At 74.1% G+C, this 15,612-nt stretch carries 13 protein-coding genes and 1 pseudogene; 8 read left to right on the top strand and 6 right to left on the bottom strand.

Annotated features, from left to right (window positions below; genetic code table 11):
• Positions 1-78: 78 nt before the first annotated feature.
• Positions 79-1,470, bottom strand: a complete 1,392-nt coding sequence (locus ACP7TJ_RS27400; RefSeq protein ID WP_427766113.1) for a hypothetical protein — start codon at positions 1,468-1,470, stop codon at positions 79-81.
• A gap of 111 nt (positions 1,471-1,581) precedes the next feature.
• Positions 1,582-1,869, bottom strand: coding sequence for a helix-turn-helix domain-containing protein (locus ACP7TJ_RS27395; protein WP_093766506.1), 288 nt, complete (start codon positions 1,867-1,869; stop codon positions 1,582-1,584).
• Between the two features lie 33 nt (positions 1,870-1,902).
• Here ACP7TJ_RS27395 and map point away from each other — a divergent pair, with 33 nt between their 5' ends.
• The 7 genes and pseudogenes from map (at position 1,903) to ACP7TJ_RS27360 (ending at position 10,367) form a co-directional block, all read left to right on the top strand.
• The gene (gene map, locus ACP7TJ_RS27390) at positions 1,903-2,679 is read left to right on the top strand and encodes a type I methionyl aminopeptidase (protein WP_427766110.1); all 777 of its coding nucleotides are present in this window, start codon (positions 1,903-1,905) and stop codon (positions 2,677-2,679) included.
• A 393-nt stretch (positions 2,680-3,072) separates the two neighbouring features.
• The gene (locus tag ACP7TJ_RS27385; protein ID WP_106409850.1) at positions 3,073-3,183 is read left to right on the top strand and encodes a keywimysin-related RiPP; all 111 of its coding nucleotides are present in this window, start codon (positions 3,073-3,075) and stop codon (positions 3,181-3,183) included.
• Between the two features lie 25 nt (positions 3,184-3,208).
• Positions 3,209-5,106: pseudogene (locus ACP7TJ_RS27380) on the top strand (lasso peptide isopeptide bond-forming cyclase).
• Positions 5,107-5,120: 14 nt separating this feature from the next.
• Positions 5,121-5,375, top strand: coding sequence for a lasso peptide biosynthesis PqqD family chaperone (locus ACP7TJ_RS27375; protein ID WP_093766011.1), 255 nt, complete (start codon positions 5,121-5,123; stop codon positions 5,373-5,375).
• Positions 5,372-5,797 (top strand): lasso peptide biosynthesis B2 protein, encoded by a 426-nt coding sequence (locus tag ACP7TJ_RS27370; protein ID WP_367448328.1) that lies wholly within the window; start codon positions 5,372-5,374, stop codon positions 5,795-5,797. Before ACP7TJ_RS27375 ends, ACP7TJ_RS27370 begins: the two co-directional genes overlap by 4 nt.
• The gene (locus ACP7TJ_RS27365) at positions 5,794-7,740 is read left to right on the top strand and encodes an ABC transporter ATP-binding protein (protein ID WP_427766106.1); all 1,947 of its coding nucleotides are present in this window, start codon (positions 5,794-5,796) and stop codon (positions 7,738-7,740) included. Before ACP7TJ_RS27370 ends, ACP7TJ_RS27365 begins: the two co-directional genes overlap by 4 nt.
• A gap of 98 nt (positions 7,741-7,838) precedes the next feature.
• Complete coding sequence (locus ACP7TJ_RS27360; protein ID WP_425947128.1) at positions 7,839-10,367, top strand: ATP-dependent Clp protease ATP-binding subunit; 2,529 nt, start codon at positions 7,839-7,841, stop codon at positions 10,365-10,367.
• 73 nt (positions 10,368-10,440) lie between these two features.
• Here ACP7TJ_RS27360 and ggt read toward each other — a convergent pair whose 3' ends face one another.
• Positions 10,441-12,258: a gamma-glutamyltransferase gene (gene ggt / locus ACP7TJ_RS27355; protein ID WP_427766103.1), complete on the bottom strand. Its 1,818-nt coding sequence runs from the start codon at positions 12,256-12,258 to the stop codon at positions 10,441-10,443.
• A gap of 154 nt (positions 12,259-12,412) precedes the next feature.
• Here ggt and ACP7TJ_RS27350 point away from each other — a divergent pair, with 154 nt between their 5' ends.
• Complete coding sequence (locus tag ACP7TJ_RS27350) at positions 12,413-13,177, top strand: hypothetical protein (protein WP_189909105.1); 765 nt, start codon at positions 12,413-12,415, stop codon at positions 13,175-13,177.
• Between the two features lie 444 nt (positions 13,178-13,621).
• On the opposite strand, the gene ACP7TJ_RS27345 is transcribed toward ACP7TJ_RS27350, so the two are convergent.
• The 3 genes from ACP7TJ_RS27345 to ACP7TJ_RS27335 form a co-directional block, all read right to left on the bottom strand.
• Entirely contained in the window at positions 13,622-14,029 is a 408-nt protein-coding gene (locus ACP7TJ_RS27345; RefSeq protein ID WP_093766016.1) for a DUF6278 family protein, read from the bottom strand.
• A gap of 74 nt (positions 14,030-14,103) precedes the next feature.
• On the bottom strand, positions 14,104-14,883 hold the full coding sequence (locus ACP7TJ_RS27340) for an exodeoxyribonuclease III (protein WP_189909104.1): 780 nt from the start codon (positions 14,881-14,883) through the stop codon (positions 14,104-14,106).
• Between the two features lie 84 nt (positions 14,884-14,967).
• Positions 14,968-15,603: an MBL fold metallo-hydrolase gene (locus ACP7TJ_RS27335; protein WP_427766097.1), complete on the bottom strand. Its 636-nt coding sequence runs from the start codon at positions 15,601-15,603 to the stop codon at positions 14,968-14,970.
• Between the last annotated feature and the right edge of the window lie 9 nt (positions 15,604-15,612).

Raw genomic sequence — 15,612 nt, 5'->3', positions numbered from 1 at the left:
GACCATCGTCGTGCGGCCCGTGGAGTCGATCGTGATTGACACCCCTGTGGGTGAGCGGGCCGGGCCGCCGGCCCCCGGTCAGGCGGCCAGTCCCGCGACGCGCAGGGCGTGCAGGACGTCCCAGTGCCGTTCCTCCGACACGGCACGGGCGGCCGTCAGGAGCAGCGGCACCAGGCGCCCCGGGTCCGGTGCGGCCGTGCGGGCGGCGTCCTGCGGGGTACGCATCCGCACGCAGGCGTCGAGCAGGGCGCGCAGCTCGCGGTGGCGGGTGCCGTCGGCCAGGGCGAGGGCGGCGTGCCCGATCTCGTCGGCCGGGCGTACGACGCCCTGCCGCAGGATCTGCTCGCCGTCCTCCGCACGGCCCGCCGCGGTGAGCGCGTCGGCGGCGGCGACGAGACGCTCGGCGGGCAGCGTCGCCGCCGCCTCCCACAGCAGGGTGGCCCAGTCGGCGGCGTGCCCGGCCCGCTCCATGTCGGCCGCGAGCAGCGGGAACCGTACGGCGGGCCAGTACGCGGCCTCGTTCAGCAGGACGTGCGCCTCGCCGCTGCGGCCCTCGCGGCGCAGGCGCGTCAGGGTCCGCACGAGGCGGGCGACCTCGCGGAGGTCGTCCGCGCCGATCCGCTCCTTCGGCCCCGGCTCGGCGGGGCCCGCCTCCGCGGCGGCCCCGGCGAACCGCGCGCCGCGGGCGGCGGTGGCGGCGACGGGCAGCTCAGGCGCGGCGGCGGGCGGGGTGACCACGGAGGCCGACCCGTCGTCCTCCATCCCGGCGAAGCGGGCGCCGCCGCGGCGGCGCCGGCGGGGCGGGGCGGGGTGTGTCTCCTCGGCGGGCGCGGGCGGGGGCACGTGCTGTTGCGCCCCGCGCAGCTCCGGGGGGACGGGGTCGGGGGCCGGAGCCTGTGCGGCGTCCGGCACCGGGCGGGAGGCGAAGCGGCCCTGGGCGTGCGGGGGTCCCGCCCTCCGGCCGTGCCCGTCGAGGGCGGTCATCCGGGCGGTGAGTTCCGCGCAGCGGGCGGTCGCGCGGCGGTGGTCGTCCTCGGCCCAGGCGAGGTCGTTGCCGAGGGCCTCCGCCTCCTCGCGGTTCGCGGCGGCGGCGAGCCGGCGCGTCAGGCCGGCCCGGCGGTCCGCCGCGTACCGCTGCTCGCGGAGCATCACGTCGAGGCGGTCGCTCAGCGTCTGCCGGGCGCCGGGCCGCGCGTCGAACACGGCCGTCGCCTCGGCGTGCAGTGCACGGGCCCGCGGCAGCTCCGCCTCGGCGGCCGCGGGGCCGTGCACGGCGGCGAGGTCCTGGAGCAGCGACTCCACCACGTCCCACGGCGGCGGTTCCCGCCCTTCGAGACACGCCCGCATGCCGTCGGGGTCGCGCTGCCAGAACACCAGGCACCAGCCCGCGTACCGGTCCAGACGCGCCAGCAGACCCCGCAGATGGTCCGTGAACTCCCGGACGGCGTCCGGGAGTTGCTCCGCAGCCATAGCCAACTCCCGCCAGTCCCGGAGTACTCGACTCCGTAGATAACACCCGGCGTGTTACGGCGACGCTACGGAGACTTTTCCGGCGGGGTGCGGGAGCCCGGCGGGGACGCGCTAGGCGGCGATCGACGCGTCCGGGGTGTCCGGCACGTCCGGGGTCTCCGGCGCGCAGCGTCCGATCAGCTCGTCCATGGACAGGCCGAGCGCCCCGGCCAGCGCGGCCACGGTGAAGAACGCCGGGGTCGGCGCCCGGCCCGTCTCGATCTTGCGGAGCGTCTCCGCGGAGATGCCGGCGCTCGCGGCGACGTCCGTCATGCTGCGGACTCCGCGCGCCTCGCGCAGCAGCCTGCCGAGCCGCTCGCCGCGTTCGCGCTCTTCGGGGGTCAAGGGGGTGCGCACCATGAGACCCATTCTAATACCGGTATAGTAATTGGCATGGTGGAGCTGAAGACCGACGCATCGATCGATGCCATGCACAAGACGGGCCAGGTCGTGGCCCAGGCGCTGACGGCCGTACGGAAGGCCGCCGACGTGGGCGTTTCCCTGCTGGAGCTGGACGGGGTGGCGAGGGAGGTGCTGAACGCGGCCGGCGCGACGTCGCCGTTCCTGGGCTATCGGCCCTCGTTCGCACCGACGCCGTTCCCCGCCGTGATCTGCGCGTCGGTGAACGACGCGATCGTGCACGGCATCCCGACCACGCACCGGCTGCGCGACGGGGACCTCGTGTCCATCGACTGCGGCGCCCAGCTGGGCGGCTGGGCGGGCGACTCGGCGATCAGTTTCGTCGTGGGCACGGCGCGCCCGGCGGACACGCGGCTGATCGGGACGGCCGAGCGGGCGCTCGCGGCGGGCATCGAGGCGGCCGTGGTCGGCAACCGCATGGGCGACATCGCGCACGCCATCGGCACGGTGTGCCGCGAGGCGGGCTACGGGATCATGGAGGACTACGGCGGCCACGGCATCGGCCGTCGCATGCACGAGGACCCGCCGGTGCCGAACGAGGGCCGGCCGGGACGCGGGATGCCGCTGCGGCACGGCATGGTCCTGGCGATCGAGCCGATGCTGATCGCCGGCGGCGGCGACGCCTACCGCACCGACCAGGACGGCTGGACCCTCCGCACCACGGACGGCTCCCGCGCGGCCCACACGGAACACACGGTCGCGATCACGGAGAACGGCCCCCGTGTGCTGACGGCCCGATCCCTCGCGTGAGCCCACGCACCTCGCCCTTCGCCCGCACAGGCGGAGGATGTCGTGTTGCGCGACGGAGGGGCGGCATGCGCGCCGGACGCCCCCTCCGCGCCCCTGCGCGGACCGGCGTACCGAGCAGAGGACCGTGACCTCTCGGTCGAGGTGCAAACGATTCTTCGCGCACGCGTTCCCTCGAGGCGCGGCTCTCCCCTCGGCAGTCAGGGCCGAGTGGAGCCCACTCCACAAGGCACGCCGCGCGTAATTCACGCATCATCGGACTTTTGCATCCCTTCTTGCCCTTCCGGGCCTTTCCGCCGCTAGCTGGATACCGCGGCGCTCCCCGCTCCGGCTCCCGATGAGCCCGGAGCGCGTCGACAGGGGGGCGAGCCGCGCCATCAGCACGCGAGGAGAGTCATGAAGAAGGCATACGAAGCGCCGACCCTCGTCCGTCTCGGAACGTTCCGCAAGGAGACCGGGCTCCTGGGCAAGCACGGCAACGACCGGCTGATCCTGAGCAAGAACTGACGGACGACGGTTCCGACCCGACGTCATGACACCACTGCACACATGTGCGGGGACGGGCCCCGGCGAGGCGCACTTCGCGGTCTTCACCGACCACGAGGAGGCGGCCGCCGCGGCCCGCTCCTTCCCCCTCCCCGGCTGCCGGACCGTACGCCACCCTTCTGGCCGGCCCTGGCTGGCCGGCCACTGGCGCGACGACGAGGCCGTCACCGTACGGGCCGGAGGGGCCGCCCTGGCGGTCATCGGCTGCTGCCCGGTGGAGGCGGACGAGCTGCGCCACAGGGCGGCCCGGCTGCGCGACCTCGCGGAGGTCGACGCGCTGGCCCGGTCCCTGCCGGGCAGCTTCCACCTGGTGGCCGCCCTTGACGGGCACACCCGGGTCCAGGGCACGGCCTCCGGCCTCCGGCTGGTCTTCCACGCGGAGATCGCCGGTACGCGCGTCGTCGCCACCCGGGCGGACGTGCTCGCGGACGCCCTCGGCCTCGACCCGGATCCCGCGGAACTGGCCGTCCGGCTGCTGTGGCCCGCCCCGTATCCGCTCTTCGAGACATCGCTGTGGCCCGCCGTCACCGCGGTGCCCCCGCAGGACGCGGTGGTCGTCGCGGCGGACGGGCGCGGCTGGCGGCACACCCGCTGGTGGACGCCGCCCGAACCGGTCGTGCCGCTGGCGGAGGCGGCCGCCCCGGTCCGCGTCGCGCTCCAGGAAGCCGTCGGCGCGCGGACCCGGCAGGGCGGCGTGGTCAGCTGCGACCTGTCCGGCGGGCTGGACTCCACCTCCGTCTGCTTCCTCGCCGACCGCTCACCGGCACGCGTGGTGGCCGGCACCTGGCCCGGACGCGACCCGGCGGACACCGATCTGCACTGGGCCGAGCTGGCGGCCGGGCATCTCCCGGACGTCGAGCACGTGGTGTGGGACGCCGACGCCTCACCGCTGGTGTACGACGGACTGCTGGCCATCGACGACCTGCTGGACGAGCCCACCATCGGCGTGATGGACCGCGCCCGTGCCCTGCACCACCTGCCGGAACTCGCCGAGCGGGGCAGCCGCGTGCACCTGACCGGCATCGGCGGCGACCATGTGGCCTGGTGTTCCGAGGCGTACTACCACCGTCTGCTGCGCACCCGCCCCGTGCACGCGCTGCGGCAACTGCGCGGCTTCCGGGCCCTGTGGCAATGGCCGCTCGGCGGCACGATCCGCGCCCTGGCCGACTCACGGCCGTACGGGACGTGGCTCGCCGACTCCGCGAACCTGCTGCGCCGGCCGGCCGCTTCGTCGTCCGTCGGCACCGGACTCGGCTGGGGCATGGCCCCGCGCCTCCTCGACTGGGTGACCGCCGACGCCGAGCGACTGGCGCGCCGGGCACTGCTCGACGCCGCGGCGACGGCGACTCCCCTGCATCCCGACCGGGGCATGCACGCGGACCTGGAGCAGATCCGCTCCACGACGCGTGTCATCAGGCAGTGGGACCACATGGCGGCCCGCGCCGGTCTGCCGATGGCCTCGCCGTTCTTCGACGACCGGGTCATCGAGGCGTGCCTCGCCGTGCGTCCGGGCGAACGCGTCACGCCGTTCCGCTACAAACCCGTGCTCACCGCCGCCATGGCCGGGGTGGTGCCGGAACCGTGTCTGCGCCGCACCACCAAGGCCACGGCCTCCATGGACGCCTCCAACGGGCTGCGCGAGAACCGCGCCGAGCTGCTGGCCCTGTGGGAGGACTCCCGGCTGGAACGCCTCGGTCTGGTGGACGGGGCCGAGCTGCGCCGTCTCGCCCGCCGGCCGGCCTCCCCCGGGCTGTCCGACGCCGTCCTGTACTCGACGATCGCCGCCGAGGTGTGGCTGCGCGGGCGCTCCCGCAGCCGCGGCGGCTCCCGTACCTGTGCCCCGTAACCCCGTGCGTGCCACGAGGCCGCCCTGTCCCACGGTAGCGAAAGGCGATGACATGCCCCTGCGTTTCGACGCCCACGTCTCCACGGCCGAGACCGACTACGGCACCGTGCTGCTGGACGAACGCGGTGGAACCTACTGGGAGTTGAACCCCACCGCCACGCTGGTGGTACGTGCGCTGCTGGACGGCGGTGAGGCCGCCGACGCGGCCGCCGCCCTCGTCCGGGAGTTCGACATCGAGCCGACGCGCGCCCTGCGGGACGTCGAGGCACTCGTCGGTGACCTGCGCGCGGCGGGGCTGGCCTCATGACGACGCCCAGCGCGCTGGAGCGGCCCACGGGTGTGCCGCTCGGGCTACGGCTGGCCGCCCGGCTGGTCCTGGTGCCCGCCGCGTTGCTCGCCCTGCTGCCGCCGCGCCGCATCCGCGCCGTGCTGCGCGTCCTCCGGCGCGGGGCGGCGCCCGCCACCGCCGTCCAGGCGCAGGCCGCGCGCGACGCCCTGTGCGCCGTCAGCCTGCGCTGCACCGGACCCAAGGGATGTCTGCCGCGCTCCCTGGGGGCCGCGCTGCTGTGCCGGCTCCGGGGGACGTGGCCGACCTGGTGCGCGGGCGTCCGCGTGGTACCGCCCTTCACCGCCCATGCGTGGATCGAGGCGGAGGGCAGCCTGGTCGGCGAAGGCGTGCCCGACGGCTACTTCGCCCGACTGGTCACCGTGGAGCCCTCCGCCCGATGACCGACCCCGTTCTCCCCGCCGGCTCCACACCGGCACACGCGGCCTCCGGGACTCCCGCCCCGGCGGCCCCGCACGACATCCACCCCCCGGCCGGCACTCCGGCCCCGGACGCCCGGCGACGGGGCGGGTCCGCCGATGACCCGGCCGGGGGGCGGTCCACCCGGGCGGCGCTGCGCACGCTCTTCCGGCTCACCGCCGGACACCGGCGGGCCATGGGGGTGGCCGTGCTGCTCACTCTCGCCGGCTCCGGTCTCGGGCTGGCCCAGCCGCTCGTGGCGCGGCAGGCCGTGGACGCGAGCGGCCGCGGGCAGGTCGTCTGGCCGTTCCTGGGACTGCTCGGCGCGCTGTTCCTCGCCGAGGCCGTCACCGGGTCGGTGGGCCGCTTCCTCCTGGAGCGGATGGGCGAGGGGGTCGTACGACAGCTCCGCCTCGGCCTGGTCGACCGGCTGCTCCGGCTGGAGATGCGCGTCTACGACCGTCAGCGCGGCGGCGACCTCGTCTCGCGCGTCACCGCCGACACGACGCTGCTGCGCGAGGTCGTGTCCCAGTCCCTGGTCGATCTGGTGACCGGAAGCATCGTCGCCGCCGGCGCACTCGTGCTGATGGCGTGGCTCGACCCGCTGCTGCTGCTCCTCGTCGTCCTGACCGTGGCCGTGGCGGCCGGTGTCGTCACCTCGCTGTTCAAGGCGCTCCGCTCCGCCTCGGAGCAGATGCAGCAAGCGGTCGGCGCCATCGCCGCCGATCTGGAGCGGGCGCTGGGCGCCCTGCCCATGGTCCGGGTGCACCGCGCCGAGTCGCGGGAGTCCGCCCGTGTGGGGGCCCGGGTGGCCGAGGCGCACGACGCGGGCGTGCGCACCGCGAAACTCGCCTCCGTGATGAGCCCCGCCGTCGAACTCGCCGTCCAGGGCTCGTTCCTCCTCGTCCTCGTCGTCGGCGGCCTGCGCGTCGGGGGTCGGTCCGGCTCTCTGGGCGATCTCGTCGCCTTCCTGCTGTACGCCTCGTACCTCGTCCTGCCCCTGTCCTCCGTGTTCCAGGCGGTGGGACAGGTCCAGCGCGGCATGGGCGCCCATCAGCGGATCGAGCAGGCCATGCGTCTGCCCGTCGAGCACACCGGGCCGGCCGCGACGCCCGCCCGGCGCGTGCTCCGCGCCGGGGCACCGGGCTCCGGCGAGCGGCCGCCGCTCGCCCTGGACGACGTCCACTTCGGCTACGCACCGCACCGGCCCGTGCTGCGCGGGGTGTCCTTCACCGTCGACGCGCACCGCCAGGTCGCCCTGGTGGGCCCCTCGGGCGCCGGGAAGAGCACGGTCTTCGCCCTGATCGCGGGCTTCTACGAGCCGGACTCGGGCGCCGTGCTCTTCGACGGCCGTCCGGCCGCCGAACTGGGCCGCGACGCGTGCCGGCGCCGCATCGCGGTCGTGGACCAGAACACGCACGTCGTGCACGGCACGCTGCGGGAGAACATCGCCTACGCCGTGCCCGACGCCCCGGCGGCGGAGCTTCGGCGCGTGGTGGAACTGGCCAGGCTCGGCGAGCTCGTGGACCGGCTGCCCGGCGGCCTGGACGCCGTCGTCGGCGAACGCGGAAGCACCCTCTCCGGCGGCGAGCGCCAACGCGTGACACTGGCCCGGGCCCTGCTCGCCCGCCCTTCCCTCCTGCTGCTCGACGAGCCCACCTCGCACCTGGACGCGATCAACGAAGCCGCGCTGACCACGGTCATGCGGGAGGCGGCCCGGGAGTGCGCCGTGCTGGTCGTGGCCCACCGCCTGTCCACGGTGCGGCACGCCGACCGGATCGTCGTCCTGGACGGGGGCCGCACGGTCGGGCAGGGACGGCACGAGGAGCTGCTGGCGGCGAACCCCCTCTACCGGAAGCTGGCCGCGAGCCAGCTGCTGCGTCCGGGCGACCGTCCTTCCGCGGGCCGTGCTCCGTCGGCTTCCTGACATGCCCGCCCCCGCCGAACGTGTCATCGTGGGCATGAGCGCGCCCCGACCGGGTTACCCGGGCCCGGCACGTCGACCCAGCGAAGGAACGGATGACGATGACGAATGGTTTCGTCGGCCCGGAGGGTGACCCGTTCGCAGAATTCCTCGCCCGCTTCTTCGGCGGACAGCGCCCCCGCCAGATCGACATCGGCAGGCTTCTCAGCCAGCCCGCCCGTGAACTCGTGCGCGGCGCCGCCCAGTACGCGGCCGAGCACGGCAGCCGTGACCTGGACACCCAGCACCTGCTGCGTGCCGCGCTCTCCGCCGAGCCGACCCGGAGTCTGCTCAGCCGCGCGGGCGCGGACCCGGACTCGCTGGCGTCCCAGATCGACGACCGGTCGGGGCCCGTGCAGCACGGCCCGGGCGAGGCCCCGCCGCCGACGTCGCTGTCCCTGACGCCCGCCGTCAAACGGGCGCTGCTGGACGCGCACGAGATGGCCCGGGCGAGCGGCGCCGGATACATCGGCCCGGAGCATGTGCTCAGCGCGCTCGCCGCCAACCCGGACTCGGCCGCCGGGCACATCCTGAACGCGGCCCGGTTCGCCCCGTCCGGCCCGCAGGAGGCGCCGGAGGCGCAGCAGCCCCGTGCCGAGCGTCCGCGGCCGCCGACGGGCACCCCGACCCTGGACAAGTACGGCCGTGACCTGACGGCGCTGGCCCGCGAGGGCCGGATCGACCCGGTGATCGGGCGGGACACGGAGATCGAGCAGACCGTCGAGGTGCTGTCCCGCCGCGGCAAGAACAACCCCGTGCTGATCGGCGACGCGGGCGTCGGCAAGACCGCCGTGGTGGAGGGGCTGGCCCAGCGGATCGCGGAGGGGGACGTGCCCGACATCCTGCTGGGCCGCCGCGTGGTCGCCCTCGACCTGACCGGCGTCGTCGCCGGCACCCGCTACCGGGGCGACTTCGAGGAGCGGATGAACAACCTCGTCGACGAGATCCGCGCCCACTCCGACCAGCTGATCGTCTTCATCGACGAACTGCACACCGTGGTCGGCGCGGGAGGCGGCGGCGAGGGCGGCTCGATGGACGCGGGCAACATCCTCAAGCCGGCCCTGGCGCGCGGCGAGCTGAACATCGTCGGCGCGACGACCCTGGAGGAGTACCGGCGGATCGAGAAGGACGCGGCCCTGGCCCGCCGCTTCCAGCCGATCATGGTGCCGGAGCCGACGCCCGCCGACGCGATCGAGATCCTGCGCGGTCTGCGCGACCGCTACGAGGCGCACCACCAGGTCCGCTACACCGACGAGGCGCTGGTGGCGGCCGTGGAGCTGTCCGACCGCTATCTCAGCGACCGCAGGCTGCCGGACAAGGCGATCGACCTGATCGACCAGGCGGGCGCGCGGGTGCGGCTGCGGGCGCGCACCAAGGGCACCGACGTCCGCGCGATGGAGCGTGAGGTCGAGCAGCTGACCTGCGACAAGGACCAGGCGGTCGCGGACGAGCAGTACGAGCAGGCCACGCAGCTGAGGGACCGCATCACGGAGCTGAAGACGCGCATCGCGCAGGCCGGCGGCGAGGACGAGGTCGACGAGGGCCAGAGCCTGTGGGTGGACGCCGAGGCGATCGCCGAGGTGGTGGCCCGGCAGACGGGCATCCCGGTCAGCCGGCTCACCGAGGAGGAGAAGGACCGCCTGCTGGGTCTGGAGCAGCACCTGCACCAGCGCGTGGTGGGCCAGGAGGAGGCCGTGCGGGTCGTCTCGGACGCCGTGCTGCGCTCCCGCGCCGGGCTCTCCAGCCCGGACCGGCCGATCGGCAGCTTCCTGTTCCTCGGCCCGACGGGCGTCGGCAAGACGGAGCTGGCGCGGGCGCTCGCCGAGGCGCTGTTCGGCAGCGAGGACCGGATGGTGCGCCTCGACATGAGCGAGTACCAGGAACGGCACACGGTGAGCCGCCTGGTGGGCGCCCCGCCCGGCTACGTGGGGCACGAGGAGGCCGGGCAGCTCACCGAGGTGGTGCGCCGGCACCCGTACTCGCTGCTGCTGCTCGACGAGGTGGAGAAGGCCCACCCGGACGTCTTCAACATCCTGCTGCAGGTGCTGGACGACGGCCGGCTGACCGACGCGCAGGGCCGCACGGTGGACTTCACCAACAGCGTGATCGTGATGACCAGCAACCTCGGCTCCGAGGCCATCACCCGGCGCGGCGCCACCCTGGGTTTCGCGAGCGGTGGCACGGAGGCCGACGAGGAGGCGCGGCGGGAGCAGATCCTGCGGCCGCTGCGGGACCACTTCCGGCCCGAGTTCCTCAACCGGATCGACGAGATCGTGGTGTTCCGCCAGCTCACCCCCGAGGAGCTGCGGCAGATCACCGACCTGCTGCTGGAGAGCACCCGGCGTCGGCTGAAGGGGCAGGACATCACGGCGGAGTTCACCGACGCGGCCGTGGACTGGCTCGCCGAGCGCGGCTACGAACCGGAGTACGGCGCGCGGCCGTTGCGCCGCACCATCCAGCGGGAGGTCGACAACCAGCTCTCCCGGCTGCTGCTGGACGGCCGTGTGAAGGAGGGCGGCCGGGTGACGGTGGACGCGGAGGACGGACGCCTGGTCTTCCGCACGCAGGAGACGCCGACGCCGGAGTTGTGACGTCCGTACGGCGGTCGGCCCGGCACCCCCTCGCAGGGGAGCCGGGCCGACTGCTGTGAGGGGCGTGAAGCGTCTACCGCCTCGGGTGGACGACCATCGCCGAGCCGCCGCCCCGGCGGACCTTCTCCGCCGCGGCGAGCCAGGCGCCGCCCGGCAGCCGCTGCACGCCGGTGGTCGCGCCGATCTCCGGGTTCTCCCGGAAGGAGTGCCCGATCGCCTCCAGCCGCTGCCTCAGCTCGCTGTCGTACAGGCCGGGTTCGAGGTCGGTCTGTGCGGCGTTGCGCTGGCTGGCGCGGGGGGCGGCGATCGCGTCGACGAGGGGCAGGCCGCGGTCGAGGAAGCCGGTGAGGGTCTGCAGCACGGTGGTGATGATGGTCGCGCCGCCGGGCGAGCCGAGCGCCACCACCGGCCGGTCGTGCCGGTCGAGGACGATCGTCGGCGCCATGGACGAGCGGGGCCGCTTGCCGGGGCCGGGCAGGTTCGGGTCGTGGACGGCCGGGTTCGCCGGGGCGAAGGAGAAGTCCGTCAGCTCGTTGTTGAGCAGGAAGCCGCGCCCGGGCACGGTGATGCCGCTGCCGCCGGTCTGCTCGATGGTGAGCGTGTAGGCGACTACGTTGCCCCACCGGTCGGCGGTGGTGAGATGCGTGGTGCTCTCGCCCTCGTACGTCGTCGGCGCGGCCGTACCGCCCTCGGCGCACGGCGCGGGCTCGCGGGGGTCGCCGGGGGCGAGCGGGCTGGCGAGGACGGCATCGTCCCTGATCAGGCAGGCGCGGGAGTCCGCGAACCGCTGCGACAGCAGCTCCTTCGTCGGTACGTCCTCGAAGGCGGGGTCACCGACCCAGCGGCCCCGGTCCGCGAACGCGATCCGGCTCGCCTCGATGAACCGGTGCAGATAGCGCACGTCGCTCGCTTTGGACAGGTCGGTGCGCTCCAGGATGTTGAGCGCCTCGCCGACCGTCGTGCCGCCGGAGGACGAGGGCGCCATGGAGTAGACGTCGAGACCGCGGTAGGAGGTCTTCGACGGCGCCTGGAGCTTCGTGCGGTAGGCGGCGAGGTCGCGCGGGGTCAGATCGCCGGGGCGGGCGTTCCAGCCGGACGCCGGGTCCACGGGCGGCTTGTTGACGGTGTCGACGATGTCGCGGGCGATGTCCCCCCGGTACAGGGCGTCGACGCCCTTGCTGCTCAGCTCGCGGTAGGTGCGGGCCAGGTCGGGGTTCTTGAAGGTGGAGCCGACGGCGGGGAGTTCGCCGCCCGGCAGGAACAGCTCGGCGGTGTCGGGGAAGTACCGGAAGCGGGCCTCGTTGGCGGCGGTCTGCGCGCGGAAGGTCTCGTCGACGGTGAAGCCGTCGCGGGCGAGGCGCTCGGCGGGCCGGAGGACCGTGCCGAGACTTCTCTTGCCCCAGCTGTCGAGCGCGCGCTGCCAGGTGGCGGGGGTGCCGGGCGTGCCGACGGAGAGTCCGCTGCTGACCGCCTCGGCGGACGGGATGGGCGCGCCGTTCTCCAGGAAGAGGCCGGAGTCGGCGCTGAGCGGGGCGGTCTCGCGGCCGTCGAGGGTGTGCACGGTACGGGACCGGGCGTCGTAGTAGACGAAGTAGCCGCCTCCGCCGATGCCGGCCGAGTAGGGCTCGGTGACGCCGAGCGCGGCGGCGGTGGCCACCGCGGCGTCGACGGCGTTGCCTCCCTTGCGCAGCACCTCGATGCCGGCGGCGGTGGCGTCGGGGTCGACGCTGGAGACGGCGCCGCCGTGGCCGACGGCCACCGGTGTCTTGGGCGCCGGGCGGGTGTGGGGGGCTTTTTCGCCGTGGGGGGTGGGCGGCGCGGCCGCTCCCACCGAGACGACGGCGGTGGTGACCGCGAGGACCGCGAATTTCCGTGCGACAGGGCGACGCATCCGCACCTCCAGTAAAGGGCCGTCCGGGCAGCTTAGTTCGCCGCCATGCCCGCGTCAGGGAGGTGGTACGGGCGTGCCGCCGGGCGGTGCGGGGTCGTCGGGTCACGCGGGGTGTCGAACACGGGTGCGCTCGGGACCGCTAGCATGCCCGCCCATGAATGACGACGTGCGCAACATCGTGCTGGGCCTGGTGGCCGCGGGCATCAGCGCCGCCCTGGGCTGGATCGCCCGCACCTATCTCTGGAATCGCAAGCTCCGCCGCAAGCAGGCGTTCTTCGGACTGCCGGAGAACGCCGAGTCGTTGCTCGTCGTCAACCGCGACCCGGCGACGGCGGAACCGGCGGTGCACCGCTTCGACGTGTTCGCGCTGCTCGAACTGTCCGCGCTGGTCAAGGACTGCGGGGCGCACGTCCAGGTGGTCACCCAGGACGCGGCGCACCAGGGGTTCGGCGAGCGGACCGAGTTCTGCGTGGGCGGGCCGGGGTCGAACCGGCGGATGGTCGCCCACATGGCGGCCATGCTGCCCGGGGTGCGGGTCAACATCGACCCGGAGCCGGGGCCGGACCGCGGCGCCTTCCGGATAGGTTCGGAGGTCTACCGCATGGAGCCGGGCGTTTCCGAGTACGTGCTGCTGGCGCGGCTCACGGCGGGCGAACGGCGGGAGACGCGGCCGGTGTTCCTGTTCTGCGGCCAGCGGGCGATCACCAACCAGGCGGCGACCCGCTACCTCGCCCGCAACCACGAGCGGCTGGCCCGCAAGTACGGGTCGGGATCCTTCGTGCTGCTGCTGAAGGTCGTCAACTCGCAGGCGTACGGGCCTGATGTGGTGGAACTGGTCGCGGACGTCACCAGGCCGGCGCAGAGTCCGCTGCCCGCTCCGGAGCCGGCGGCGCAGAAGAAGTCGCATCGGGCGGACTGACGTGGCTGTCCGGCGGGCGCGGGCGTCCGCGGGACACGCGGCGCGCCCCGGACACAGAAGTGGCCGTCGTGGGTGCCTGGGTGGCACCACCCGTCCGGCGCGCAGCTGACCTTCTCCTCACCTGCGGGCGACCGTGGCTCGGTCGCTGCCGCCGGGAGCAGTGATCTCCGGCTGCCGCCGGACGGGACCGGCCTGTGTGATCCGCCGCCCCGGCTGGGCGGGCGGTCCCCTCCCGGCGGCGGCGTCCCCGCTTACGCCGCGAAGTCTCCTCCCCCACCGGGACGGAGGGAACATCGTAGTCGAGGTCCGGGCGGACAGGTTTCCGTACGTCATGGTGACCGCCGCAACGTATCCGGGCAAGATCGCCGGAACGACGCGACACGCACTTTCCGGGCATAAGCCGTATTTACGGCGGGTGATGGGGCGTGCGAGGGGGCGCGTACGTCAGCCTTCCGCGACCTCGGCGTAGAGCTGCGACAGTTCGGGCGCGCCGTCGGCCGCCCACCGGTGTCCCGCGTCGACGACGTCGAACTCCCGTCCGCCGACGAGCCGTACGACCGGCTGTCCGTCGGGGCGGAGGTCCCAGGCGGCGCCCTCGACGGTGCGGACGATCACGGTGCCCAGGTACAACCCGGCGTCGTTCCCCAGCCAGTCGGAGGTGTCCTCGTCGTCCCGCCAGCGCGGAACCAGCTGGTCGAGGGCCTCCAGCGAGGCCGGGCCGTCGTCCAGCCGGACCCCTTCCCGGTCCGCCTGGGAGCGCAACAGCGCGCACTCGGCGAGGAGTTCGGCGAGCCCCTCCGGGCCGGGGAGTTCGTCCTTCCGGCGCCGCTTGCCCAGGAACGGGATCCTCATACTGCCAGCCTGTCATTCGAACCGCCCCGCGCACCACAGGCGCGCGGGGTCCGCCGACGCCGGGCCGGCCCCTGTCACACGTCCAGGTCGACCACGACCGGTGCGTGGTCCGAGGCGCCCTTGCCCTTGCGCTCCTCACGGTCGACGTAGGAGTCGGTGACGGCCTTGGCGAACGGCTCGTTGCCGTAGACCAGGTCGATGCGCATGCCGCGGTTCTTGGGGAAGCAGAGCTGGCGGTAGTCCCAGTACGTGTACGGGTGGTCGTACTTGAGGGGGCGCGGGACGACGTCGGCCAGGCCGGCCTCACGCAGGGAGGCGAGGGCGGCGCGCTCGGCCGGGGTGACGTGGGTGGAGCCCTCGAAGGCGGCCCGGTCGTACACGTCGTCGTCGGTCGGCGCGATGTTGTAGTCGCCGAGGACCGCGAACGGGCGGTCGCCCGCCGCGTCGCCCGCGACCGCCGCCTTCAGCGCCTCCAGCCACTGGAGCTTGTACGCGTAGTGCGGGTGCTCCACCTCTCGGCCGTTCGGCACGTAGACCGACCAGACGCGCACCGGGCCGCAGGTCGCGGAGAGGGCGCGGGGCTCGACGGAGCCGTCGTACCCCGGGTCGCCCGGGAGGCCCTTGACGACGTCCTCCAGGCCGACGCGGGAGAGCACCGCCACGCCGTTCCACCGGCCGGTGGCGTGCACCGCCGACTCGTATCCCAGCTCACGCAGCTGCTCCACCGGGAACTGGGCCTCGGCGATCTTGGCCTCCTGGAGGCACAGCACGTCCGTGCCGCTGCTCTCCAGCCAGGCCAGGAGCCTCGGCAGGCGGGCGGTGATCGAGTTCACGTTCCAGGTCGCGATGCGCATGCTGCCCAACCTACCCGCCGCCTCCGACAACGCACGGCCTGCGGCCGTGGCCCGGGGACGGCCGCCGACGGCCGCCGCCCGCGGTCAGAGCTGGACCGCGTCCCTGGGGGCCAGCCGCAGGTGCTCGGAACCGCCGAGGGCGCCGATCTGGCGGTCGTAGATCGGGCGGGCGAGGTCGGTGAGCAGGGCGTCGTGGATGTCGTAGGCGCGCCGCGGGCGGACCTCGCGGACGTAGTCGATCACCTCGGAGATCTTGTTCCAGGGCGCCATGACGGGCAGCATCAGCGTCTCGACCGGGAGGCCGGGGACGGTGAGCGCGTCGCCCGGGTGGAACAGCTTGCCGCCGTCGACGAGGTAACCGACGTTGGTGATGCGCGGGATGTCCGGGTGGATCACCGCGTGCAGCTCACCGTGCACCTGGACGTCGAAACCGGCGGCGGTGAAGGCGTCGCCGTGGCCGACGGTGTGCACGCGGCCCGGGAAGGCGGCGGAGACCTGGTCCGCGACCGCCTTCAGCGTCCAGATCTCGGCCGCGGGGTTGGCCTCCATGGCGGTGCGCAGCCGGCCCCCGTCGAAGTGGTCCGGGTGCTCGTGGGTGACCAGCACGGCGTCCGCGCCGACTGCGGCGTCCTCCTCGCTGAACCCTCCGGGGTCGACGACGAGGACGCGTCCGTCCTTCTCCAGCCGGACGCAGGAGTGCGACATCTTGATGAGCTTCATGACTCCATC

This window comes from Streptomyces sp. DSM 41931 (assembly GCF_050271085.1).
In the GTDB taxonomy this organism is placed as follows: Bacteria; Actinomycetota; Actinomycetes; order Streptomycetales; family Streptomycetaceae; genus Streptomyces; species Streptomyces albogriseolus.
The sequence above is the reverse complement of the archived record's forward strand: the minus strand, read 5'-3'. Positions and strand labels throughout refer to the sequence as shown.